We start from the raw sequence: 24,192 nt of genomic DNA on the forward strand, positions 1-24,192 counted from the left end.
GGGGGAGGGAGCGGGGAGCCCTTTTTCCGACTCTTTTTTTTTCTTTTTTTTTTTTTTTTTTTTTTTTTTTCTTCCCCCCCCCCCCCCCCCCCCCCCCGCGGCCGACGGCGGCAAGGTCACGCTCCGCTTCACCTGGTGGGGCAACGCGGACCGGGCAGCGCGCACCGAGAAGGCCGTCGCCGCCTTCGAGCGGGCGAACCCCGGCATCGACATCCAGACCTCGTACTCCACGTACGAGTCGTACAAGCAGAAGCTGGCCACGCAGGCGGCGGGCGGCGACGTCCCCGACCTCATCCAGCTGGACTACCGGCAGATCAGCCAGTACGCGGGCTCGGACGTGCTGCTCGATCTGAAGACCCAGCGCAAGACGCTGCCCACGGGGCGGATGGACTCCGGGCTGCTGAAGACGGGGCAGGTGGGCGGCGTGCAGTACGCGCTGCCGATGGGCGTCGGCACGCAGGCCCTCGCGTACGACAAGGAGGCGTGGCGGAAGGCCGGGCTGCGCGCCCCGAAGGCGGGCTGGACCTGGGAGAACTGGGCGGACGCGCTGCGGAGGCTGAAGGCCGCCGGGTACGAGCGGCCGATGACGGACCCGGGCTCGATGGAGGACTGGTTCGAGGTCTGGCTGCGCGGCCAGGGCAAGCGGCTGTACGGCGCTGACGGGCAGGCCGCCTTCAGCGCGGCGGACCTGGCCCGCTTCTGGACCTTCACCTCGAAGCTGCGCAAGGAGGGGCTGGTCAGCCGGGCCGAGGACACCACGCAGATGGCGGGCTCGGTCGAGGACTCGCCGATGGGCCGCAAGCGGGCGGTCGCGGAGTTCAACTGGGACGCGCCGTCGGCCGGTTACGAGGCCGTGTACGGCGACCGGCTGGCGCTCGCGCCGATGCCGGCGGGCCCGGACGGCACCCCGGGCCAGTACTTCAAGCCGTCGATGCTCCTCGGGATCGCCGCCGGTAGCGCGCACCCGCGCGAGGCGGCCCGCTTCCTCGACTTCCTGCTCAACTCCGACGCGGCCGCCGACATCCTCGGTGTGGACCGCGGCACCCCGGTCAACAGCCGCCAGCGGGACCGGGTCCTGCCCCAGGTGACCGGCTTCCAGCAGCAGGTCGCCGGGCTCCAGCAATCCCTGGAGGGCCGGCTGAAGGACCCGCCGGCCGCGCCGCCGCGCGGCGACAACGGCCTGCAGTCGACCTTCCAGCGCGACTACGACCAGGTGGCCTTCGAGCAGGCGACACCGCGCCAGGTCGCCGAGGACTTCCTTACCGAGGCACGGACGGAGCTGAGGCCGTGAGCACGCGAGCAATGGATCCCGCGACGGCCACGCTGCCCCGGCAGCGCCCGGCCCCCGCGGGGCCCGCACCGAAACGGCGGCCGAAGCGCGAACGAGAGGGCGCCGCCTGGGTGTTCCTCTCCCCCTGGGTGCTGGGCGCCGCCGTCCTCACCCTCCTCCCGATGGCGATATCCCTCTACCTCTCCTTCACCGACTACAACCTCTTCGACCCGCCGAGCTGGGTCGGCCTGCGCAACTACACGCAGATGTTCACCGAGGACCCGCGGCTGCTCCGCTCGGTCGGTAACACCCTGCTGTACGTCCTGGTGGCCGTCCCCCTCCAGCTCGCGCTGGCGCTGGCGGTGGCGGTCGCGCTGAAGTCGATGAAGCGCGGCAAGGGCTTCTACCGCTCCGCGTTCTACGCCCCGTCGCTGCTCGGCGCCTCGATGAGTATCGCGCTCGTCTGGCGGGCGCTGTTCAACGACGGCGGCACCGTCGACAACGTACTCGGCTCGCTCGGCCTGCACACCGGCGGCTGGATCAACCGGCCCGGCTGGGCGCTGCTGTCCGTGGCGCTGCTGACCGTCTGGCAGTTCGGCGCGCCCATGGTCATCTTCCTGGCCGGACTGCAGCAGATACCGAAGGAGCTGTACGAGGCGGCGTCGGTGGACGGCGCCGGGCGGTGGCGGCAGTTCGCCTCGATCACCCTGCCGATGCTGTCCCCCGTCCTCTTCTTCAACCTGGTCCTGCAGACCATCCAGGCGTTCCAGGTCTTCACGCCCGCGTTCGCGGTGAGCGGCGGCCGGGGCGGCCCCGCCGACTCCACCCTCTTCTACACGCTCTACCTCTACGACCGCGGCTTCACCGCCTCGCACATGGGCTACGCCTCCGCGATGGCCTGGGTCCTGCTGATCGCCATCGGCATCGTCACCGCGGTGCTCTTCCGCACCTCCCGCTCCTGGGTCTTCTACGCGAATGAGGAGGGCCGCTGATGACCGCGAAGCCGATGACCGTGCGGCCGATGACCGTCAACTGGCCGCGCGCCGCACTGCACGCGGGCTGTCTCCTGGTCCTGGCCGTCATGCTGTACCCGCTGGGCTGGCTGGTCGCGACGTCCTTCAAGCCGGCCGACGAGGTGCTGGCCAGCCTCGCGCTGCTGCCGTCCCGGCTCGCCACCGAGAACTACGGGACGGCCGCGGCCGGCATCCAGGGCGTGAGCCTGCTGAAGCTGTTCGGCAACTCGCTGACCATCTCGATCGGTGCCGTGCTCGGCAATGTACTGAGCTGCTCGCTGGCCGCGTACGCGTTCGCGCGGCTGCGGTTCCGGATGCGCGGGCCGCTGTTCGCCTTCATGATCGCCACGATCATGCTGCCGCACCACGCGGTGCTGATCCCGCAGTACATCGTCTTCAACCAGCTCGGCATGGTGAACACCTTCTGGCCGATGGTGCTGCCGAAGTTCCTGGCGACCGACGCATTCTTCGTCTTCCTCATCGTGCAGTTCATGCGCGGGCTGCCGCGCGAGCTGGAGGAGGCCGCGAAGATCGACGGCTGCGGGCCGTTCCGTACCTTCGCCCGGGTCGTGCTGCCGCTCACCCGGCCCGCGCTGATCACCACCGCGATCTTCACCTTCATCTGGACCTGGAACGACTTCTTCACCCAGCTGATCTACCTCTTCGAGCCGGACAAGTACACGCTCACGCTCGCCCTGCGTACCTTCGTGGACACCTCCAGCCAGTCCGCGTACGGCCCGATGTTCGCCATGTCGGTCCTCGCACTGCTCCCGATCGTGCTCTTTTTCCTGGCCTTCCAGCGCTTCCTGGTGGAGGGCATGGCGAACTCGGGGGTCAAGGGATGAGCGCCGCAACGGACCCGGCGTCCGGACGCCGGGAGCCCGGCGAGCTGTTCGGGCCGCGCTTCGCGTTCTTCGCCGACGTGCTCGCCATCGGGCTCGCCACGGCGGTGGCCTGTCTGCCGCTGGTGACGGTGCCGGCCGCGCTGGCCACGGCCTGCACGCTGCTGCGCAGGCGGCAGTGGTACGACGAGCCGTGCACGGCCGGGCGGTACTTCGCCGCGCTGCGCGCCCGGCGGTGGCGCGCCGACCTGGCCGCCGGCGGCCTGCTGCTGGCGCTGGGCGCGCTCTTCGCAGCGGACGCGGCACTGGCGGCGGCGGGCCTGCCGGGCGCGGTGCCCTTCGCGCTCTTCCTGGCGCTCGCGGGGACGGTACTGGCGGTGGCGGGGCTGCGTGCGTGCGCGCGGCCCGCGGCGGCGGAGGGCGGGGCGGACAGCGTGCGGGGCGGCGCGGCGGACGGCTGGCGGGCGGCGGTACGCGAGGGCGCGGCCCGTACCGTACGGGACCTCCCCGGCAGCCTCCTGGTCCTGCTGGCGCTGGCCACGGCCGCGGTCTGCGCATGGACCGTACCGCCCCTGCTGTTCCTGCTGCCGGGGCCGTTGGCGGTGGCACTGACGGCGGTCGAGGCGCGCCGAGCGGGCCCGTCCGCGGCGACATTCGCGGCAACGGACACACCAAAGTCATCGACTCACTAACCCCGTAAGACCGTTATCCCCACCAAAAGGTTGCCCCGAGCGAACCTTGTGCAACCAACAATCACTTCCTTAACTTCAGGTGAACCCCGTGCTAACACCAGGAAGTCGAACATGCGCAGAGACATACCGCCCCTCGCCGAGGTGCGTCGCCTTACCCAGAAGAAGCGGGACGCATGGTGGACCGTCCTGCTGGTCGACCCGGTCGCCACCCCTCTGGTACGGCAGACCGCGATGCGCACGCGGATCACCCCGAACCAGATCACCTGGGGCGCGCTCCTCCTCGGCCTGGTCTCCGCGGCCTGCTTCGCGCTCGGCGACTGGCGCTGGCTCATCGCCGGTGCCGTGGTCTACCACCTGAGCTTCATCCTGGACTGCATGGACGGCAAGGTCGCCCGGCTCACCGGCCAGGGCTCCGTCTTCGGCGCCTGGCTCGACTACATCTTCGACCGTATCCGCGTGATGGCCTGCGCCGTCGCCCTTATGGGCGGCCAGTACCACCGCACCGGCGACACCCTCTACATCTGGCTCGCGGCGGGCGTGGTCGCGCTCGACGGCCTGCGGTACATCAACTCCCTGGAGATCTTCAAGACCCGGCACACGATGCGCAAGCAGATCAAGTCGCGCATCCGGGCGGCGCGGCGGGCCGAGGACGCGGCGGAGGTCGCGTTCATGGAGGACCTGCTGCGCGACAACCCCGAGGCGGACATCGAGCAGGACCTCCAGCAGGACCGTGCGGAGAGCATGGAGGGCATGGAGGGCGTGGAGAGCACGCCGGTGCTGATGGCCGTACCGGAACCGCAGCGGCGGAAGAAGGCCGACGTCATCGACCTGCAGCGGGAGTTCCGCAGCCGCTTCCCCGGCTATCTGCGGGCCCGCTCCTACCTGCTGCGGCACCGGGTCCGCACGCACCTCATCAGCGGCATCGAGTTCCAGATGGGCGTCTTCATCATCGGACCGCTCTTCGACGCGGTCATCCCCGTCACGGTCGTCTCCGCCGTCCTGCTGCTCCTCTTCGAACTCGCCATCGTCTACAAGCTGCTCCTCTCCACCCGCGACTTCGCCCGCACCCTCGACTCCTTCGAGAACGCGAAGACGCCGGCGGCGGCCTGAGCGTCCCGGGTACCGCGGTCAAGGAGCGCTGGACGGTACCGGGCTGAGGGCGTAGGTGACGCCGGTGTCGAGGTCGGTGTCGTAGCCGGCGTGGAAGGCGGCCTTGTAGGCGTCGTCGCCCAGGGCGTGGCGGGTCTGCCGCTCGCATGTCCGGCGGGTGGCGAAGAAGTCAGGGGCACCGGCCTGCGCGCGGCCGAGGGTGTCCCAGACCTGCTGGGACAGGCCGAGCAACCGAGCGGCGCGCTCGCCGCGCCCGGTGGCCGCCGCGGCCGCGGCGAGCACATCGAAGCTCATCCCGACCCCCACACTGTCGTGCAGCCGGTGTTTCGCCTCCAAGGACAGCCGGCCGTAGTCCTGCGCGGCCTCGTACCGACCGCGCGCCAGCTCGGCCGCTGCCCGGATGGTGTCGCCGTAGGAACGTGCCCAATGCTCTCCGTGGGGGTCGCATACGGCGCACAGCTGCTCCTGGTGGGCGATGGCTTCCTCGATGCGTCCCAGGACGACGCACGCGTGGCTGCTCACCAGTCGGGCCGTGATTCCGGGGAGAGTGAGTTCACTACCGTGCCGCCGTGTGGCGAGCAGGCTCTCCGACATGGCTCCCGCCTGCGCCAGGTCACCGCGCAACGCCGCCGCGGTCATGGTGACGGCCAGCGCGACGTCCGCCGCGCCGCTGTCCCCGAGACGCTCGGCCGCCGCGGCGCATTCGGCGGCCCGGGCAGCGGTGGCGTCGGCATCGCCCAGGACCAGCAAGACGAAGCCGCAGGCCCACAGGGCCTGGTTGCGCGCCCAGCTCGGCTCCGTTTCCGAGGCCAGGGCCTGGTCCAGATAGTGGCGCCCCTCCCGGGCGAACCCACAGGCGTACCAGAAGAACCACAGCGACCCGGCCAGTTCCAGTGCCGTGTGGTCTCCCGGCGCCGGCGTGGTCAGGCAGAAGTCCAGCGCGGCGCGGAGGTTGTCGTGCTCCCCGGTCATCCGGTCGTACCAGGCGTACTGGTCGGGCCCCAGCCAGGCGGCGCCACCCTCGCGGGCCAGCGCCAGGTAGAAGTCCCGGTGGCGCCCTCGCGCTTGGTCCTCCTCGCCCAAGAGGCGCAGCCATCCGGCGCCGTACTCACGGATCGTGTCCAGCATCCGGAAGCGCGGGCCACCGCCCAGGGCCGGGGCCGACGTGAGGAGGGAGGCGTGGGCCAGCGCGCTCAGCAGGGCCGGAATCCTCCCGGCGGGCAGCTCCGCGTCGGCGCACACCCGTTGGGCCGTCTTCGCATCGAAGCTGCCCGCGAACACCGACAGCCGCGCCCACAGCAACCGCTCGGCCGGAGTACACAGCTGATGGCTCCAGCCGATCGCGGTGCGCAGCGCCTGATGCCAGGGGGGCTCGGTGCCGTACGCCACCTCATCGGTCTCGCCGAGTACGGAGAAGCGATCCTCCAGCCGCTCGGTCAGCTCGGCCACGGACATCTCGCGCAGGCGGGCCGCGGCCAGTTCGATGGCGAGGGGAAGGCCGTCCAGGCGTCGGCACAGCCGTACAAGGTCGGGGCGGTTGGTGTCGGTGACGGCGAAGCCGGGGACCGCCTCGGCGGCGCGCTGGGCGAGCAGCGCCACCGCGTCCGCCCCGCCCGCCGCCCGGTCGGGTGTCTCGGAGACCGGCAGCGGGGTCACGGTCAGCACCCGTTCCTCGATGATCCGCAGTGGACTGCGGCTGGTCACCAGGATCCGCAGCCCCGGGGCCGCCGCCAGCAGCGCCTGCGCGACCACCGCGCACGCACCGGTCAAGTGCTCACACGTGTCCAGTACCAACAGCAGCTCCCGGCCCGCCAGGTACTCCGCGACCACCTCGATCATCGGCCGGCTCGTCTGATCGGCCAGCGGCAGTGCCTCGGCGATGACGTGCGCCAGCAGCTCACCTTGCTGCAACGCCGACAACGCCACCCACCACGCCCCGTCCCGCAACCCCGGCCGCGCCTCGGCCGCGGCCCACAGCGCCAGCCGGGTCTTGCCCACACCACCGGCCCCGGTCAGGGTGACCAACCGCGCGCCCTCGAACAGCCGCTGGACCTGTGCCAGCTCCGCCCGGCGACCGATCAACTCACCCGACTCAGCAGGCAGGTTCCCCACCAACCGCCGCTGCACCGCCACGATCGCCCTCCTCGGTCCTGCCCCTGCCCCTGCCCCTGCCCCTGCCCCTGTGGCCAGCCTGCCGACTCTCGCCGCGCCGCATGACCGTCGGGGAGAAAACGATCGCTGCCGACGGCGCCGGACCATAACGGACTGGGACGGACCACAACGGGACATATCCTGAGCCCCTGACCGGCCGGCGCCCGGTCAGGGGGTCGGCACCTGCTCCGGCAGCAGGCCCTCCGCCCGTAGTTCCGTCCACATCGCGGGCGGTACGGGGCGGCGCAGGAGTTCGCTCGCGTCGGTCGCCTCGGCCGGTGAGCGGGCTCCCACGAGGACGCTCGCGACGGCCGGATGCCCGAAGGGGAAGTGCAGGGCCGCGGCGCGCAGCGGTACGCCGTGCCGTTCCGTGACGGCCTTGAGGCGCAGGGCGCGCTCCAGTACGGGGCGGGTGGCGGGTGCGTAGTCGTAGGTCGCGCCGGGCCGGGGGTCGGCGAGCAGGCCGGAGTTGAGGACGCCGCCGATGACGACGGCGCGGTGGCGCGCGGCGGCCTCGGGCAGCACCTCGTCCAGGCCCGAGGGGTCGAGCAGGGTGTAGCGGCCGGCGAGCAGGACGGCGTCGACGTCGGTGTCGCGGAGGAAGCGGGCGAGCATGGTGGTCTGGTTCATGCCCGCGCCGATCGCGCGGACCACTCCCTCGGCGCGGAGGCGTTCGAGCGCCGGGTACGCCTCGCCGAACGCCTGCTCCGCGTGGTCGTCCGGGTCGTGCAGGTAGGCGAGGTCGATCCGGTCGAGGCGGAGGCGGTGCAGGCTCTCCTCGATGCTGCGCCGGACGCCGTCCGCGCTGAAGTCCCAGACCCGGCGGTGGGTGGCCGGCACGGCGAACCCGTGGGCCAGGTCGTCGCCGCCCGGCCCGCCGGGGCGCAGCAGCCGGCCCACCTTGGTGGAGAGTACGTACTCCGCGCGCGGCCGGTCGCGCAACGCGGCGCCCAGCCGCCGCTCGGACAGGCCGAGCCCGTAGTGCGGCGCGGTGTCGAAGGCACGGATGCCCTCGTCCCAGGCGGCGTCGACGGTGGCGGCCGCCTGGTCGGGGGTGACGGCCGTGTAGAGGTTGCCGAGGGCGGCGGCGCCGAAGGACAGCGCGGTGACGGGGACGCCGCTGCGCCCGAGGGTGCGGCGACGTTCCGGGGGCCCGGGCGGCGCGGGAGGCATCGGTGGCCCGGCCCCGCCCGGGCCACCGGGCGCCATGTCCTGCGGCCCGCGGCTCACCGCCGGCCTTCCGGGCGCAGGCGCAGCCCCGCCATCCCGCCGTCGACGGCGAGCGAGGTGCCGGTGACCGAGGCGGCGGCGGGTGACGCCAAGTAGGCGATGGCGGCGGCGACTTCCTCTGCGGTGACCAGGCGGCCCATCGGCTGCCGGGCGTTGAGCGCGGCGCGCTCGGCCTCGGGGTCGTCGGCCGCGTCCAGCAGCCGCCCGACCCAGGGCGTGTCGGCGGTGCCGGGGTTCACGCAATTGACGCGGACGCCCTCGCGGACATGGTCGGCGGCCATGGCGAGGGTGAGCGAGAGGACGGCGCCCTTGGAGGCCGAGTACAGCGCGCGCTGCGGCAGACCGGCGGTGGCGGCGATGGAGCAGGTGTTGACGATCGCGGCGTACGCGGATTCCCGGAGGTACGGGAGCGCCGCGCGGCTGGTGCGGACGATCCCGAGGACGTTGACGTCCAGGACGCGGTGCCACTCGGTGTCGGTGTTGTCCTCGGCCGTGCCGGCCGCGCCGATGCCGGCGTTGTTGACCAGGATGTCGAGTCCGCCCAGGTCGCGGGCCGCGGCGCCGACCGCCTCGCGTACGGAGTCGTCGTCGCTGACGTCGGCCCGGTAACCGGTCAGCGGCTCCTCGACCTTGTCGGGTACCAGGTCCAGCACGGCCACCCGGGCGCCGCGCGCGGCGAGCAGCTGGGCCGTGGCCAGGCCGATGCCCGAGGCGCCGCCGGTGACCAGAGCCTTGAGGCCGTTCATGTCCCGCGTCTCGTTCATGCCCGCTCCTCCTGAAGTGCGTCGTCGTCCTTCGTCGATTCCTCGTGTGCCGCGCGGTCGGCCGTCCAGAACGTGCCGTCGGGGTAGGCGTACGTGGTGAGCGTGGCGGGGCGCAGCTCGGCGGAGAAGCCGGGCGCGGTGGGCGCCGCGTAGTGCCCGTCCCGGATCTCCACCGGCGTGATGAAGTGCTCGTGGAGATGGTCGACGTACTCGATGGCGCGGTCCTCCGTGGTACCGGACAGCGCCAGGTAGTCGAACATGGCGAGGTGCTGGACCAGTTCGCACAGGCCGACGCCGCCGGCGTGCGGGCAGACCGGCACGCCGTACTTCGCGGCCAGCAGCAGCACCGCCAGGTTCTCGTTGACGCCGCCGACCCGCGCCGCGTCGATCTGCACCACGTCGACCGCGCCGGCCTGCAGCAGCTGCTTGAAGACGATGCGGTTCTGCACGTGTTCGCCGGTGGCGACCCGTACGGGCGCGACGGCGCGGCGCACGGCGGCGTGCCCGAGGATGTCGTCGGGGCTGGTGGGCTCCTCGATCCAGTACGGATCGAACTCCGCCAGCGCCTTGGTCCAGGCGATGGCCTCGGCCACGTCCCAGCGCTGGTTGGCGTCGATCGCGATGCGGATGTCCGGGCCGACGGCGGCGCGTGCGGTGCGGCAGCGCCGGATGTCATCGGCCAGGTCGGCGCCGACCTTCAGCTTGATCTGCCGGAATCCGGCCGCGACGGCCTCCTGGACCAGCCGGGTCAGCTTGGCGTCGGAGTAGCCCAGCCAGCCGGGCGAGGTGGTGTAGCCGGGGTAGCCGCGCTCGCGGAGCAGGGCCTCTCGTCCGGCGCTGCCCGCCCTGCCGGCCCGCAGCAGCTTCAGCGCCTCGTCGGGGGTGAGCGCGTCGGTGAGGTAGCGGAAGTCGACCTGCGAGACGAGCCATTCGGGCTCGGCGTGGGCGAGGAGCTGCCAGAGCGGCCGGCCGCCGCGCTTGGCGGCCAGGTCCCACACGGCGTTGACGACCGCGCCGATCGCCATGTGCATCACGCCCTTCTCCGGGCCGAGCCAGCGCAGTTGGCTGTCGCCGACGAGGTCGCGGCTGAGCGACCCGGGGTCGGTGCACAGCGCGTCCACGGACCGGCCCAGGAGGTACGGGCGGAGGGCGGCGATCGCCGCGGCCTGGACGTCGTTGCCGCGGCCGATGGTGAAGGCGAAGCCGTGGCCTTCGAGGCCGTCGGGCGCGTCGGTGCCGAGAACGACGTAGGCGGCGGAGTAGTCGGGGTCGGGGTTCATGGCGTCCGAGCCGTCCAGCTCCCGGGAGGTGGGGAAGCGGAGGTCGTGGACGGTGACCGAGGTGACCCGGGCGGAGGCGGTGGGGCCGCCGGTCGGGGCGGCCGGGGATTCCCGGCCCGGCGTGCCGAGGCGTGTCGGTCTCATTGCTTGGAGCCCTTCGTCGACCGCCTTGCGGAATGCACGGGATACATCGGATGTCTCTGCCAACGACGTGAACATACGGCCTCGCCGAGCCGGAGCACAAGAGATCACCCGGCGGGCAGGCCGTACACCCGCCGGGCCGTGCCGCCCAGCACCGCGGCGCGCTCCGTGGCGGTACAGCCGCCCAAAAGGTCCTCGGTGAGGGTGCGTACGGCCGCGTAACCACCCGCGAGTTCGCACACCGGCCAGTCCGACCCGAACAGCACCCGGTCGGCGCCGAACGCGGCCAGTACGTGCTCGGCGTACGGCCTCAGCAGCTCGGCCGTCCAGCTGTGCCAGGGCGCCTCGGTGACCAGCCCGGAGAGCTTGCACACGGTGTTCGGGCAGGCCGCCAGGTCCGTGAGCCAGGACGCCCACGGCTCCCACTCCCCCGCCGCGATGCCCGGCTTGCCCGCGTGGTCGAGTACGAACGGCACCTCGTCCAGGCCGCGTACGCACTCCAGCGCGGCCTGCCGCTGCGGGGCCCGTACGAGCACGTCGTAGGCCAGCCCACGGGCGCCGAGCGCGGCGAGCGAGCGGCGGACGTCGGCGCGGACCAGCCACCGCGGGTCGGGCTCGTCCTCGGCCTGGTGCCGCACACCGACCAGCAACGGGTCGTCCGGCAGGGCGAGTTCGGGTGCGGTGAGGTCCGTCCAGCCGACGACGCCCGCGATCAGGCCGCGGGAGGCGCGGGCCGCGGCGAGGAAGGCGGCGGTCTCCTCGGCGGTGGCCACGGTCTGCACGAGGACGGTGGCGGTCACGTCCTCGCCGGCGCACGCCGCGAGGTCGGCCACGGTGTAGCGGCGGCGGATGGGCGCGTGTGCGTCGGGGTCCATCCAGGGGTACGCGCGCGCCGCCGGGTCCCAGAGGTGGTGGTGCGCGTCGATCACGGGAACCCCCAGACCAATCGATACATCGGATGAATGACGCAGCAATTCGACGGCAATGGCGCCGACAATAGGTCGGATCTCTTCGTGACGCATTCGGTGTGAACCATTGCCGTGACCGTGTCCACAGGCTAGCTTTCGTCGCCGAGCATGACACCCCCTCCGGATAGGTCCCATGTCTGGCGGCCCCATGTCTGGCGTACGGAAGGACAATCCCGTGGCACAGGTCCAGTCCCCGGCCGGAGCCGCCGCGCAGGGCGGCGAGAAGGTGCCCCGGCGGGTGCACTGGATCGCCGTGCTCGGCGGCCTGTCCGGCCTGTTGTACGGCTACGACTCCGGCGCCATCTCCGGCGCGCTGCAACCCCTGACCGACCGGTTCGGGCTGGACGCCACGGGGCAGGGCCTGGTCACCAGCCTGCTGCTGCTCGGCGCGCTGCCGGCCATCGTCGGCGGCTCGCTCGCCGCCCGCCGCTGGGACCGCCGCCACCTGCTGATCCTGGCGGGCGTGATCTTCGTCCTCGGTTCGGTCGCCTGCGGCCTGGCCTTCAGTGCCGGGGCGCTGATGGTCTCGCGGTTCGTCCTCGGCTTCGCCGTCGGCATCGCGAACATGTTCGGCCTGATCTACCTCAGCGAGCTCGCGCCCAAGCACCTGCGCGGCCGCATCACCGCGCTCTACCAGCTCGCGGTGAACGTCGGCATCCTGCTCGCGTACGGGGTCGGCGACGCGCTGTCGGCGGCCGGCGCGTGGGAGTGGATGCTCGGCCTGGGCGCCGTGCCCGCCGTGGTCTTCCTGGCCGGCATGGTGCTCAGCCCGGCGGGCCCGCGCTGGCTGATGACGCACGGGCGCGAGGAGGAGGCCCGCGGCGTCCTGCGGCGGCTGCGCGCGACACCGGAGACCGCGGAGGCGGAGATCACCGAGATCCGCGACAGCCTGGCCCAACAGCACGCAGGATTGCGGGAGTTGGCGGGCACATACCGCCCCGCGCTGCGGATCACCCTGATCCTGACCTTCTTCCAGGTCTTCACCGGCATCAACGCGGTGGTCTACTACGCGCCCGTCATCTTCTCCCACCTCACCGACGGCAACGGCTCGCAGGCCGGCACCATCGCGAACTACGGCGTCGGCGCGGCACTGGTCCTGTCCACCGCGGCATCCCTGCCGTTCATCGAACGCCTGGGCCGGGTCAAGCTGCTGACCATCTCGCTGGCCGCGCAGGTCCCGCCCATGGTGGCGCTCGCCCTCTTCCCCGATGTCTCCGTGCTCGCCGTGATCTGCGTGTTCGTCTACACCTTCGCGTTCGGGTTCGGGCTGGGGCCGGTGTTCTGGCTGTACTGCCCGGAGGTGCTGCCGCTGCGGGCCAGGGCGCTGGGCATGGGCGTGATCACCTTCACCCAGTATCTGCTCAACTTCGCCTTCTCGCTGGCCTTTCCGGACGTGCTGAAGGCGATCGGCAGCTCCGTCTTCGCCGTCTTCGCCGTGCTGTCCGCGCTCGCCGCGTGGTACGTCGCCCGCCGCGTCCCGGAGACCGCGGGCCGCTCCCTGGAGGAGATCGAGCAGTACTGGCAGCAGCGCGCGTAGCCCGGTCGCACTCGCTCGTCCACCACAACACCTTGTACGGAGGACCACGATGAGCATGTCCCGGAGAACGATCCTCGCCATCGGAGCCGCGCTGCCCGCCACCGCGCTCCTCTCCCGGACCGCGGTGGCGGCCGGCACCACGACCGTCGCCGACTCCACCGGCATCACGCCCGCGCCCGTCATCCCCGTCTCCCCCGGCGACACCGCCGAACGGATCGTCGCCAAGGCCGCCCACGTCGTACCGACACCCCATCAGCTCGCCTGGCAGCGCAACGAACTGACCGTCTTCACGCATTACGGCATGAACACCTTCACCGACCGGGAGTGGGGGTCGGGGGCCGAGGACCCGGCGTGGTTCGCGCCGGAACAGGTGGACACGGACCAGTGGATGCGCGTGTACCGCGCGGCCGGGGCGAAGCTCGTCATGCTGACCGCCAAGCACCACGACGGCTTCGTCCTCTACCCGACCCGGTACACCGGGCACTCCGTCGCGGCCAGCCGCTGGAAGGGCGACATCCTCGGTGCGTACGTCCGCTCGGCCCGCGCCGCAGGCCTGAAGGTCGGCGTGTACCTCTCCCCCGCCGACGGCGCCGAACTCCCGCACGCCTGGCACGCCGACTGGGTCGAAAAGATCCGCGCCAAGCAGCAGGCCGGTGAACCGCTCAGCATCGAGGAGCAGGCCACCCTCGAGGACGGCGACCGCGCTCCCGGCGGCCACGGCCGGTACGGCAACGGCAGCGAGCCCACCCCGCGCACCCTCCCCACCCTCGTCGACGGCGACGACCGCGCGCGGGCCGTCGCCAAGGGCGAGCTGCCGACGTTCGACGTCACGGTCAACGACTACGACGCGTACTACCTCAACCAGGTCTACGAGCTGTTCACCCAGTACGGCCCGATCGACGAACTGTGGCTGGACGGCGCCAACCCGTGGACCGACGCGGGCATCACCCAGACCTACGACTTCGCCACCTTCTACGACGTCATCGGGAAGCTGTCCCCGAAGACCGTCGTCTTCAAGGCACCGTGCGGCGTCCGCTGGATCGGCAACGAGAAGGGCACCGCCCGCGAGTCCGAGTGGAGCGTCCTGCCCGTCACCGGGGACGGTGTCGGCATGCAGGTCCCCGGCGGCGAGTCGGGCGCCGACCTCGGCTCGCGGGAGCGGATCACCGGCAACCCGGACGTGACGTCGCTGCGGTGGTTCCCGGGCGAGGCCGACGTCTCCCTTCGGCCCGGCTGGTACCACCACCCGGAGCAGCGGCCCAAGTCGCCCGGCGAACTGGTGTCCCTGTACGAGAAGTCCGTCGGCCGCAACGCCGTGCTGCTGATCAACGTGCCGCCCGCGAGGAACGGCAGAGTGGACCCGGCGGACATCGACGCGCTGACCTCCTTCCGCCGCGCGCTGGACCGGACGTACGGCACCAACCTGCTCTCCGGCGGTCGCGGCCGGGCGGCCGCCGCGCTCACCGACCGCGGCCTCGGCACCGGCTGGTCGCCGCCCGGCGGCGCGGTCACCGGCGCGCTGGAGCTGACGCTCCCGAAGGAGGCCGCGTTCGACCGGGTCCGGCTGGGCGAGGACATCACCCGGGGCCAGCGCGTCGAGGGCTGCGCGCTGGACGTGTGGGACGGGGCGGGCTGGCGGCAGGTGGCGTCCGGTACGACGATCGGGTACAGCCGCATTCTCGTCCTGCCCGCGCCGGTGACGGCCCGTCGGATACGGGTACGCATCACGGCGGCGCGGGCGACGCCGCGGCTGGCCTTCCTCGGGCTGTACCGGAGCGCCGAACCGGCCTGAGCGCCCGTGACCGCGCCGCCGTGACGACAGAGAGGGGTGGGCCGTGCCGGGTACGGAGGGGACGACGTCGGCCGAGGTGGCCGAGCGGTACGGGCTGCGGCCACTGCCCGCCGAGGGCGGGCTGTTCCGCCGGACGTGGGCGGGGCCGCCGGACGCCACGGGCCGCCCGGCAGGCTCGGCGATCCTGGTGCTGCTCACCACGGACGCCGGCGGCTTCTCCGCCCTGCACCGGCTGCCCCTCGACGAGGTCTGGCACTTCTACCGGGGCGACCCCGCCGAACTGCTCCTCCTCGGACCGGGCGACGGCGGCCGGGCCGTGCTCCTCGGCGGCAGCGGCGGGGAGGTGCAGACCGTGGTGCCGGCGGGTACGTGGATGGGCGCCCGGGTGATCCCGGGCGGCAGCTGGTCGCTGTGCGGGACGACGATGGCGCCCGGCTTCCTGCCCTCCGACTATCAAGGCGGCGACGTGGACGTCCTCACCAGGCAGTACCCCCGGCACGCGGAGCGGATCAGGGAGTTGTGCCGGCCCGGCGCCCCGCTGCGGATGCCGGAGGGCACGCGGGACGGGGCGTTCGATGCGTGACGCGGGAGCGGCGGCCGGCAGCCTGGCCGGGCGGGTGGCCCTGGTCACCGGCGCCAGCGGACTCATCGGCGGCGGCATCGCCCGGCGGCTGGCGCGGGCCGGAGCGGCCGTGGTGGCCCACTGGTACCGGGGCGAGGAGCAGGCCGCAGCGCTCGTCAAGGAGATCACCGGGGCGGGCGGCAGCGCGCTGGCCGTACGGGCGGACGTGACGCGGGAGGAGGAGTGCCGGCAGCTGGTCGACGCGGCGGCCGCCTGGCGCGGCCGGCTGGACATCCTGGTCAACAACGCCGGGATCCAGCCGGTCCAGCCGCTCGCCGGGATGACGGCGGCCGACTGGCGGCGGCTCTCCGAAGCCAATGTGACCAGCGCGTTCTGCTGCACCCAGGCGGCCGTCGGGGCGATGACGCGCGGCAGTGGTGAAGGGGCCGGACGCGGCGGTTCGGTCGTCCACATCGCGTCGATCGAGGGCTCCCGGCCCGCGCCGGGCCATGCGCACTACAGCGCCGCCAAGGCCGCCCTGATCATGTTCGCCCGGTCGGCGGCCCTGGAGTACGGCCCCCTCGGCATCCGGGTCAACACCGTCTCCCCCGGCCTGATCGACCGGCCGGGCCTCGAAGCGGACTGGCCGGACGGCGTCGACCGGTGGACCCGCGCCGCGCCGCTCACCCGGCTCGGCCGCCCGGAGGACGTCGGCGACGCCTGCGTCTTCCTCGCCTCGGACGCGGCCTCGTGGATCACCGGCACCGACCTGGTCGTGGACGGCGGCGTCAGCGCCCGTCCTACGTGGTGACGCCCTCCTGACCGTGCCCCGGCCGGTGCTCCCGCCCGCCCTCCGGCCCGTTAGCGGGCCCCTCCTCCGGCTCGTCGAGGTCGCAGCCGTGATCGCAGATCAGGTCGATGACCGCGCGCAGCAGTTCGGAGTCGTCGTCCGCGCGCCAGACCAGGTGGAAGCGGTGTTCGGGGCCCGGCTCGCTGAGCGGCAGGACGGCGACGCCCGGGCAGGTGATGTTGGCGGGGTCGGAGACGTCGGCGGGGTGCGCGTGCACCAGCCCGGACGCCGTGCCGGCCGCCACCAGCGCGAGCAGCTGCTCCTGTTCGCGCAGCCGGTGGTGCTGCCAGAGCGGGGCCACGCCGTGGTCGGCGAAGAACCGTACGGTCGCGTCGTGCACACCGGGCGCGGTGTCCCGCTCGTTGATCAGGAACGGCATGCCCTCGAACGCGCCGAGCGGCACCGGGACCTGCTTGGTCAGCGGCCCGGGCGCGGGCACCGCCACATGGTCGTCGCGGTACCTCCCGACGATCAGGGACGACGTGCCGTGCGGTGGCAGCGGGTCGCGGACCAGCGCCAGGCCGAGTTCGCCCTGTACGAGGGCGTCCAGTGCCTGCAGGCTCCACATGGGGACGGACACCACGGCCACGTCGGCGTGTGCGCGCGCCACCTTGCCGATCAGTACGTCGACGAGACGGGCCGCGCCTGGGGCGCAGCCGATGCGCAGCTCCCCCAGCCGGGCGGCGCGCAGGGTGCGCGCGGTGTCCGCGACCTCGGCGGCCGAGGCGAGCGTGCGGCGCGCTGCGGGCAGCAGTTCGCCGCCGGCCGCGGCGAGCTCCACATGGCTGCTCGTCCGGTCGAAGAGGACGAGGCCCAGCTCCCGTTCCAGGTCGCGGATGCGCCGGCGGACGGCGGCGGGCGCGACGTGCAGCCGGGCCGCGGCGCGGCCGTAGTGCGACTCCTCGGCCACCAGGGCGAAATACTCCAGATCACGCAGTTCCATGTCTCGCTCCCCACCTCGTACATGGCGGACCCCGCTCTCCCGGAGAAGAGCGGGGCTGGTGCTCGGCAGGTCTCGGCGGAAGAGGCCGGGCCGGCTGGAAGCGCCGGATCAGTCGTCGTCGGAGCTGTTGTCGGCGCCGGTCTCGACGAGCGAGGTGTGGGTCTCCGCGCCCGTGGTCTGCGCGCCGTGGTGCTCGCTGGCGCTGCCGCTCTGGTAACCGGAGTCGGTGGACGCGATCTTGGTGTTCAGGAACTCGGGGTCGTCGGCCACGGCCGTGCCGCCGGCCGCCAGGACGAGCGCCGCCACGGGAACGACGAGGGCGGTCAGGCGCTTCGCAGTGCGGTTCATCTTCGGTTCCTCCATTGGTTGCACAGGGAAGAGGCGGCTTCCTCCGCCGCCCGGCAGTCGATGAGTAACCACACGTCACAGCCGTCACACACCGCGTCACCTGAATGGAAGGGACGGAGTGGCGCGGACGGCTCCGAAGTGCCTGCGGCCGGCCCCTCAGGTCACGGCTGCCGCATGTTCCGCAGCGAAGCGACCAGGGTGTCCACCTCCTGCGGCGTGTTGTAGAGGGCGAAGGAGGCCCGGACCGCGCTCTCCAGGCCGTAGTGGCGCAGCGCGGGCTGGGCGCAGTGGTGGCCGGCCCGGACGGCGATGCCGTCGCGGTCCAGGCACTCCGCGACCGCCGCCGGGTCGTGTCCCGCGAGCGTGAAGGTGAGGACGGAGATCCGCTCGGGGGCCGAGCCGATGAGTTCCAGCCCGGGGACGGTGGCCAGGGCCGCTACGGCGTACTCCGTCAGGGCCTTCTCGTAGGCGGTGACGGCGGTGCGGTCCAGGGACGTGAGCCACTCGATCGCGGAGCGCAGGCCGACGGCGCCGGCGATGTTGCCGGTGCCCGCCTCCAGCAGATGCGGTACGGGGGCGAAGGTGGTCCGGCCGAACTCGACCGAGTCGATCATGTTGCCGCCGCCCTGCCACGGCCGCATCCCCGCCAGCACCTCCGGCTTGCCGTACAGCGCGCCGATTCCCGTGGGGCCGAAGAGCTTGTGCCCCGAGAAGACGTAGAAGTCGGCGCCCAGCGCCTGGACGTCCACCGGGAAGTGCGCGACCGCTTGGGCGCCGTCGACCAGCACCTTGGCGCCGTACCGGTGTGCCAGCGCCGTCATCTCCCGTACGGGCGGGACGGTGCCGAGCACGTTGGACGCGTGGCTGAGCGCGACGAGCTGGGTGCGGAAGGAGAGCAGGTCGGCGAAGGCGTTCTGGTCGATCTGGCCGTCCGGCCCGAGCGGTACGGGCACCACCCGGGCGTGCCGCTCCTTGGCGATCATCTGCCACGGCACGATGTTGGAGTGGTGTTCCAGGACCGGTACGAGGATCTCGTCGCCGGCGCCGAGGTTGGCCCGGCCCCAGGTCTGGGCGACGAGGTTGACCGCCTCGGTGGTGCCGCGGACGAAGACGACGTTGTCGGGGGACGCGGCGCCGAGGAACGAGGCGACGGCGGCGCGGCTGCCCTCGTACGCCTCGGTGGCCTCGCGGGCCATGGTGTGGGCGCCGCGGTGGATGTTGGAGTTGGCGGAGCCGTAGAAGGCGGCGAGCGCCTCGATGACCTGGCGCGGTTTCTGGGTGGTGGCGCCGTTGTCGAGCCAGACCAGCGGGTGGCCGTTGACCGTCCGGTGCAGGACCGGGAAGTCGCGCCGCACGGTCTCGGGATCGAAGCCACGGCCGGGGCTCGCGGGCTCCCGGGGCGCCGCCTCCGGGGTCCGGGCCTCGGGACTCTTGAGGGCTCCCCACATCTCAGGAGCCAGCATCTCAGGAGTAGTCATGGTACTTGGACACCTCGACGTTCTGGAGCACGGCGATGGCGTCCTCGACCAGGACCGCGGTGTTGAAGTACGCGGTCATCAGGTAGGAGGTGATCGCCTTCTTGTCGGTGCCCATGTTCCGCATGGACAGGCCGGGTTCGACCTCGTCGGGCACCTCGGAGGGGCGCAGCCCGACCACGCCCTGCTCGGCCTCGCCCGCCCTGACGAGCAGGATCTCGGTGGTGCCGGTCACCGCGCCGGAGCCGTTGGTGAACCCGACCTTGTCGGACGGCAGCAGCGGCACGCCGCGCCAGGTCAGCAGGGGGCTGCCGAAGCGGGTGTCCATCACCGGGGGCACACCCCGGCGGGTACATTCCCGGCCGAACGCCGCGATGGCCTTGGGGTGGGCGATGAAGTAACCGGGCTGCTTCCAGACCTTGGTGAGGAGTTCGTCGAGGTCGTCGGGGGTGGGCGCGCCGGTGCGTGCCTGGACCCGCTGGCCCGGGGTGACGTTGTGGAACAGGCCGAAGTCGGGGTGGTTCAGCATCAGGGCTTCCTGGCGCTCGCGCAGCGCCTGGATGGTCAGGTCGGCCTGGGCCCGTACCTGGTCGTTGGGCTCGTTGTAGAGGTCGGAGACGCGGGTGTGGACGCGCAGCACGGTCTGCGCGACGGTCATGTGGTACTCGCGCGGCGTGTCCTCGTACTCGACGTAGGTGCCGGGCAGTTCGGGCTCGCCCACGTGGCCGCCGGCGAGCTGGATGGGGGCCTCCTTGCCGGCGAGGGGCGCGCCGCCCTCGCTGTACGCGGTGACCGCGTTGCACAGCGCTTCGTCGCGGTCCGACAGGCGGCCCAGTACGGCGCGCTCGACGCACAGCGCGACGCCGGGGGTGAGGGCCTTGACCTGGTACGGCGTGCGCTCGCCGCGGGTCCAGGAGTCGAGGTCGAAGTACTGGCCGTCGCCGACCACTTCGAGCACGGTCTCCTCACCGTAACGGGTGGTCACGCGCTTCTCCGCGCGGCCGTGCGCCAGCACCCACAGGCGGTCGGTGGACTCGCCCTCCTGAACCAGTAACTGGCCCGCGTCGAAGGAGACTTCGGTGAACGCCTGGGCCAGCTCGCCGAGCAGCGCCGGGTCCGCCTCGCGCAGGTACGGGATCTCCCGCAGGTCCTCGCTGACCACGCGGCGGGCGCCCTCGTGGTCGGTGTCGACGGTGATCCGGTCGTCGCCGAGCAGGAACGTACGGCGTCGGTTGACACGGAAGACGCCCGAGTCGACGTCCAGCCAGGGCAGCGCGCGGAGCAGGTAACGCGGGGTGATGCCGCGCATCTGGGGCGCGGTCTTCGTGGTGGTCGCGAGTTGCCGTGCGGCATCAGGGCTGAGGCTGAGGCGGTCGCTCATGGTGACTCCTGGACGTCGGAAGCCGGTGGGGGGTTGCCCCGTACGGATGCCCCGGACGCGGTGGAGCGGCGGCCGGGAACGAGAGTGATCGTCACGGCGGGCCCTTATCGACCACAAGACGGCATGGCGCTTCATAGTCCTGAAACAATCGGACCGACTCTTGTGCCAATTGGTCCGCAATGCAACCACTTCGCGCGCGGGTCATGCGTGACCAGCGGTCGGACCTCCGACCTCCGTGGTGCATGGCCGTTAGCACGCCTTCCGGACGCCACCGTCCGATTCCCGGATACGACGCGATTCCATCCGTACGCCACCGTCACCGGCCGGCGTCACGGATCGGCGTCACGACCGGCGTCACCAGTCCGCGTCCTCCAGCACCAGACGGCCCGCCTTGCGGTACTCCCGTCGTGCGCCGTCCAGCAGGTCGTCGTTGCCGACCGGGCCGCCGCGCTCCGCCGCTGCGTAGGCGGCGGTCACGACGGCGCTGCGGATGGAGCCACCGGCCAGCTCGAACTCCCGGGCGCACGGCCCGGGGTCGATGTCGTCCGCGCAGGGGACGTGGGCGAGGCTGTGCCGCCACAGGGCGAGGCGCTGGTCCGGGCCGGGGAACGGGAAGTCCACGACCAGGTCCAGCCGGCGGGTGAACGCCTCGTCGATGTTGGCCCGCAGGTTGGTGGTGAGCAGCGCGATGCCGTCGAAGGACTCCAGCCGCTGGAGGAGGTAGGCACTCTCCATGTTCGCGTACCGGTCACCGGCCTCTTTGACCTCCGAGCGCTTCCCGAAGACGGCGTCGGCCTCGTCGAAGAGCAGCACGGCGTCGGTCCGGTCGGCCTCGGCGAAGATCCGCTCCAGGTTCTTCTCGGTCTCTCCGACGTACTTGTCGACGACGGAGGAGAGCTGGACGACGTAGAGGTCCAGCCCCAGGTCGGCGGCGACGACCTCGGCGGAGAGCGTCTTGCCGGTACCGGAATCGCCCGCGAACAGCGCCAGGACGCCACGGCCGCGTCCGCCGCCCGCGCTCAGCCGCCAGTCGCCGAGCACCCGGTCACGGTGGGTGGCGCGGCGGGCCAGCTCGCGCAGCGCGCTCAACTGCCGTTCCGGGAGCACCAGATCGCCCCAGCCGACGTCGGGGCTGATGCGGCGGGCGTGCTGCTCCAGCCCGGAGACGGACTGCCGGCGGGCGGCGAGCCGTACGTGCGCGGCGGACAGCGGGGTGCCGTCGAACGCCGCCAGTTCCACCGCGGCCCGGGCGGCCCGGCGGATGCCGCTCTCCCCGAGCCGGTAGGCGGCGACGACCGGCGCGATGTCGAAACCGGGAGCGGGCGCTTCGGTGCCGGAGACGGCGCCGACGGACGCGGCGCCGAGGGCGGCCGTCCAGGTCGCCACGTCGCCCGAGCGCTGCCGGGGGACGTCCAGCACGAGCGGGTCGCGGGCACCGTCGTACCACTGCGGATCGTACGGACGCGGGTCGGCGAGCAGCACGGTGACGTCCTCGGCCGCCAGCGCCCGCAGCAGGGCCTGCGGCTTCTCGGGCAGCGGGGCCACGACGATCGCGCGGCCGGTGAGCCGCGCCTCCCGCAGCAGCTCCGCGTGCGGCGCCCCCTCCCCCGGTGCGAGATGCAGCGCGGCGAGCCCGGCGGCGTGCAGTGCCGCCGCGGCACAGGCCGGTCCGTCGCCGCCGCGGTGTTCGCGCAGGTAAACCGTGAGCGGGCCGTTCGCCAGCCGTTCGGCCAGCTTCCGGCCCGTCGGTCCGGCGTCGGACGAGGCACCGGGCGGCTCCGTCCGTACGCTCCCGGCGAGGGCCGCGTCCAGGGTGTCGTCGCCCAGCAGGTGGGCCAGTACCCGGTCGGGCACCCGCAACGCCCGGCTCAGGAAAGGGCGTTCGGGTTCCTCCATGGTGATCAGGCCCAGGGCCTGCAGGGGCGCGGACGGGTGGAACCGGGCACGCGCCGGTCCGGCGTGCGCGGGCAGGCCGCACAGGTCCAGCGCCAGCCCCGTGGTCGCCCGGCGTCGGCTCACGTCGTCGTTGAGGTAGCCGTACAGCGGCTCGAAATCGCGGTCGAGGTCGGGCGCGAGCGCGATCAGCAGGATGCGGGTGTCCAGCGCGGTCAGGCCGAGGCGGTCCGCGAGCCGCCGCAGGCGGTCGTCGTCCGCGGCGACCGGGGGGTGCGGCTCCGCCGCCGGGGGTTCCGGCACCGTCTCGGCGCCCTCTTGCGGAACCGGCTCCCCCTCCTTCCCCAGCACGTGCCGCACCGAGTCCTCGGACAGGTACAGCCCGCGCAGCGGGTCGGCCGCGGTGGGGTCGGTGGCGGCGCGCCGGTCGACCAGCAGCGCCACGCGGTCGCGCAGCCGGGCGAGCCGGTCCAGCAGCGGGCCGGCCGACGGGTCGTGCCATGGGGCGTCCGCGGTCACTTCGCCGCACCTCCGCCGGCCAAGTGGCCGGGGCGGTGCCGGCGTTCGGGGCTGTCGTCGAGGGTGCCGTCGAGGGCCCGGACGCGTACCCCCGCGCCTTCGGTGACCGGCGGGCCCGCGTCGTACTCCGGGTAGGCGGGGAACGGCGCGGTGATGACGACGTCGAGGGACGGCTTGAGCTCGCCGCCGAGAGCGGTCCAGACGTCGGCGGTCGAGCGGGCCTCGGTGGACGAGCCCGCGACGGTCAGCGGGACGGTGAGGCCGAGGTCCGCGAGCGAGCCGGTCAGCTGGTCGGGGGACAGGGTCTCGTACGGCAGCAGGGTGGCGAGTACCGCGGAGAGCAGCCGGTGTTCGTCCTGCGGACGCTTGGTCCAGGCGGTGACGAGGTAGGCGAGCCGGAACCAGCGCGGCGGCTGGCGGCGCGCGAGTACCACTCCCTGCTCGTCGCGCACCGGCACCGTACCGCGCTGGCGCCGCTGGACGTCCTCGCGGATGTCGTAGAGGTAGGCGTCGATGGCCGGGGCGTTGCGCCGGGCGGCCCACTCCCTGGTCGGGGCGTCGAAGGCGACCTCGACGCCGGAACCGGCCAGCGCGCCGCCGGTCAGCAGCCCCTTGAGTACCTCGTCCACCTCGTGGATCACGGTCGTGCCCTTCACTTGCAGTGGTTCGTCGTCCCCCGTACCCGTCATGGTGGACCGCGTACGGCCGGTCCCGGCAGCCTTTACGGGGCCGCGCGAAGGGCACCCGACGGTGCCCCGGGGGCCCTTGACGGGCGTGCGAACCGTCAGATGTAGCCTTCACGGAGAGCAAACGCCACGGCATGGGCCCGATTGCGAAGGTGCAGCCGGGTCGTCAGGCCGTGCATCACATTTTTGACGGTGCGTTCGGAGTACGACAGCTTGCTAGCGATCTCGCCGGTGCCCAGCCCTTCGGCCACCAGGCGGAGCACGTCGACCTCGCGTGCGGTCAAGCCGGACGCCGGGGAGTCGGACGGGCCCGCCACGTTGCGCTGCATGCTGCCGATCTGCGTGATCAGCCGTCCGAGCAGGTCGGACGGGAGGTCGCCGTCGCCACGGGCGGCCGCGAGTATCGCCTTCAGGAGCCGGTGCCCGGTGGCCTCGCGCCGCCAGACGATGGTGCCGATCCCGCACTCGATCACCTGGAGCAGCTCGGCCTCCCGGATCAGCCCCGTGACGAGGACGGCCCGGGTGCCGTCGGTGCGTACGAGCCGCCGCAGCCGCGCCAGCGTGGCCTCGTCCAGCTTCTCGGCGAGCAGCACGGCGACCGTTCCCTCGGGGACGGGTGCCGTCGTGTCGTCGATCAGCTCGATCTCCGGTTGCGCACGCAACTGGCTGACGGCTCCGGCCTGGGAGAGCGGATCCGATGCGTGGACGACGACCGGGACCCGGGTCCGAACGTGCACAACCATTC

The 24,192-nt window shown here is 72.5% G+C and carries 21 protein-coding genes; 9 read left to right on the forward strand and 12 right to left on the reverse strand.

Annotated features, from left to right (window positions below; genetic code table 11):
* The 5 genes from ACZ4MH_RS30290 to ACZ4MH_RS30310 form a co-directional block, all read left to right on the forward strand.
* Positions 1-1,291: ABC transporter substrate-binding protein (locus tag ACZ4MH_RS30290; protein ID WP_467754789.1), on the forward strand; the 1,291-nt coding region annotated here is incomplete at its 5' end.
* An 11-nt stretch (positions 1,292-1,302) separates the two neighbouring features.
* Positions 1,303-2,262 (forward strand): carbohydrate ABC transporter permease, encoded by a 960-nt coding sequence (locus ACZ4MH_RS30295; RefSeq protein ID WP_351601184.1) that lies wholly within the window; start codon positions 1,303-1,305, stop codon positions 2,260-2,262.
* Positions 2,262-3,128 (forward strand): carbohydrate ABC transporter permease, encoded by an 867-nt coding sequence (locus ACZ4MH_RS30300; protein ID WP_351601181.1) that lies wholly within the window; start codon positions 2,262-2,264, stop codon positions 3,126-3,128. The genes ACZ4MH_RS30295 and ACZ4MH_RS30300 overlap by 1 nt, the downstream gene beginning before the upstream one ends.
* Positions 3,125-3,817: a hypothetical protein gene (locus tag ACZ4MH_RS30305; RefSeq protein ID WP_467754790.1), complete on the forward strand. Its 693-nt coding sequence runs from the start codon at positions 3,125-3,127 to the stop codon at positions 3,815-3,817. The genes ACZ4MH_RS30300 and ACZ4MH_RS30305 overlap by 4 nt, the downstream gene beginning before the upstream one ends.
* 111 nt (positions 3,818-3,928) lie before the next feature.
* On the forward strand, positions 3,929-4,927 hold the full coding sequence (locus ACZ4MH_RS30310; protein ID WP_351601985.1) for a CDP-alcohol phosphatidyltransferase family protein: 999 nt from the start codon (positions 3,929-3,931) through the stop codon (positions 4,925-4,927).
* Between the two features lie 18 nt (positions 4,928-4,945).
* On the opposite strand, the gene ACZ4MH_RS30315 is transcribed toward ACZ4MH_RS30310, so the two are convergent.
* The 5 genes from ACZ4MH_RS30315 to ACZ4MH_RS30335 all read right to left on the reverse strand — a co-directional run bounded on the left by ACZ4MH_RS30315 (position 4,946) and on the right by ACZ4MH_RS30335 (position 11,422).
* Entirely contained in the window at positions 4,946-7,060 is a 2,115-nt protein-coding gene (locus ACZ4MH_RS30315) for an ATP-binding protein (RefSeq protein ID WP_351601982.1), read from the reverse strand.
* A 186-nt stretch (positions 7,061-7,246) separates the two neighbouring features.
* Positions 7,247-8,251: an aldo/keto reductase gene (locus ACZ4MH_RS30320; protein WP_467754791.1), complete on the reverse strand. Its 1,005-nt coding sequence runs from the start codon at positions 8,249-8,251 to the stop codon at positions 7,247-7,249.
* Positions 8,252-8,304: 53 nt separating this feature from the next.
* A complete protein-coding gene (locus ACZ4MH_RS30325) occupies positions 8,305-9,072 on the reverse strand; it encodes an SDR family NAD(P)-dependent oxidoreductase (RefSeq protein WP_351599696.1) in 768 nt (255 codons plus the stop codon).
* The gene (locus ACZ4MH_RS30330) at positions 9,069-10,496 is read right to left on the reverse strand and encodes an L-fuconate dehydratase (RefSeq protein WP_351599695.1); all 1,428 of its coding nucleotides are present in this window, start codon (positions 10,494-10,496) and stop codon (positions 9,069-9,071) included. Before ACZ4MH_RS30330 ends, ACZ4MH_RS30325 begins: the two co-directional genes overlap by 4 nt.
* A 104-nt stretch (positions 10,497-10,600) precedes the next feature.
* Positions 10,601-11,422: an amidohydrolase family protein gene (locus ACZ4MH_RS30335; protein WP_351599694.1), complete on the reverse strand. Its 822-nt coding sequence runs from the start codon at positions 11,420-11,422 to the stop codon at positions 10,601-10,603.
* Positions 11,423-11,636: 214 nt separating this feature from the next.
* Here ACZ4MH_RS30335 and ACZ4MH_RS30340 point away from each other — a divergent pair, with 214 nt between their 5' ends.
* From ACZ4MH_RS30340 to ACZ4MH_RS30355, 4 genes are read left to right on the forward strand one after another with little or no spacing between them, the layout of a single operon-like run.
* Positions 11,637-12,998 carry a sugar porter family MFS transporter gene (locus ACZ4MH_RS30340; RefSeq protein WP_351599693.1) on the forward strand — a complete coding sequence of 454 codons (1,362 nt, stop codon included), beginning with the start codon at positions 11,637-11,639 and terminating at the stop codon, positions 12,996-12,998.
* 55 nt (positions 12,999-13,053) lie between these two features.
* The gene (locus ACZ4MH_RS30345; RefSeq protein WP_351599692.1) at positions 13,054-14,790 is read left to right on the forward strand and encodes an alpha-L-fucosidase; all 1,737 of its coding nucleotides are present in this window, start codon (positions 13,054-13,056) and stop codon (positions 14,788-14,790) included.
* Positions 14,791-14,833: 43 nt separating this feature from the next.
* A complete protein-coding gene (locus ACZ4MH_RS30350; RefSeq protein WP_351599691.1) occupies positions 14,834-15,373 on the forward strand; it encodes a cupin domain-containing protein in 540 nt (179 codons plus the stop codon).
* Positions 15,366-16,163 (forward strand): SDR family NAD(P)-dependent oxidoreductase, encoded by a 798-nt coding sequence (locus tag ACZ4MH_RS30355; RefSeq protein WP_351599690.1) that lies wholly within the window; start codon positions 15,366-15,368, stop codon positions 16,161-16,163. Before ACZ4MH_RS30350 ends, ACZ4MH_RS30355 begins: the two co-directional genes overlap by 8 nt.
* Here the strand turns inward: ACZ4MH_RS30355 and ACZ4MH_RS30360 are convergent.
* From ACZ4MH_RS30360 to ACZ4MH_RS30390, 7 genes are all read right to left on the reverse strand, one after another.
* Positions 16,153-17,145 (reverse strand): LysR family transcriptional regulator, encoded by a 993-nt coding sequence (locus ACZ4MH_RS30360; protein WP_351599689.1) that lies wholly within the window; start codon positions 17,143-17,145, stop codon positions 16,153-16,155. The two genes, ACZ4MH_RS30355 and ACZ4MH_RS30360, sit on opposite strands and share 11 nt — an antisense overlap.
* A gap of 108 nt (positions 17,146-17,253) precedes the next feature.
* Complete coding sequence (locus ACZ4MH_RS30365; RefSeq protein WP_351599688.1) at positions 17,254-17,493, reverse strand: hypothetical protein; 240 nt, start codon at positions 17,491-17,493, stop codon at positions 17,254-17,256.
* Positions 17,494-17,654: 161 nt separating this feature from the next.
* Positions 17,655-18,971, reverse strand: coding sequence for a cysteine desulfurase (locus tag ACZ4MH_RS30370; protein WP_351599687.1), 1,317 nt, complete (start codon positions 18,969-18,971; stop codon positions 17,655-17,657).
* Complete coding sequence (locus tag ACZ4MH_RS30375) at positions 18,958-20,349, reverse strand: family 2B encapsulin nanocompartment shell protein (RefSeq protein ID WP_351599686.1); 1,392 nt, start codon at positions 20,347-20,349, stop codon at positions 18,958-18,960. Before ACZ4MH_RS30375 ends, ACZ4MH_RS30370 begins: the two co-directional genes overlap by 14 nt.
* A gap of 354 nt (positions 20,350-20,703) precedes the next feature.
* Positions 20,704-22,761 (reverse strand): ATP-binding protein, encoded by a 2,058-nt coding sequence (locus ACZ4MH_RS30380; protein ID WP_351599685.1) that lies wholly within the window; start codon positions 22,759-22,761, stop codon positions 20,704-20,706.
* Positions 22,758-23,402 carry a Pvc16 family protein gene (locus ACZ4MH_RS30385; RefSeq protein WP_351599697.1) on the reverse strand — a complete coding sequence of 215 codons (645 nt, stop codon included), beginning with the start codon at positions 23,400-23,402 and terminating at the stop codon, positions 22,758-22,760. The genes ACZ4MH_RS30380 and ACZ4MH_RS30385 overlap by 4 nt, the downstream gene beginning before the upstream one ends.
* A gap of 143 nt (positions 23,403-23,545) precedes the next feature.
* A complete protein-coding gene (locus tag ACZ4MH_RS30390; protein WP_351599684.1) occupies positions 23,546-24,190 on the reverse strand; it encodes a helix-turn-helix transcriptional regulator in 645 nt (214 codons plus the stop codon).
* Between the last annotated feature and the right edge of the window lie 2 nt (positions 24,191-24,192).

Source organism: Streptomyces sp. NPDC026301, assembly GCF_055567935.1.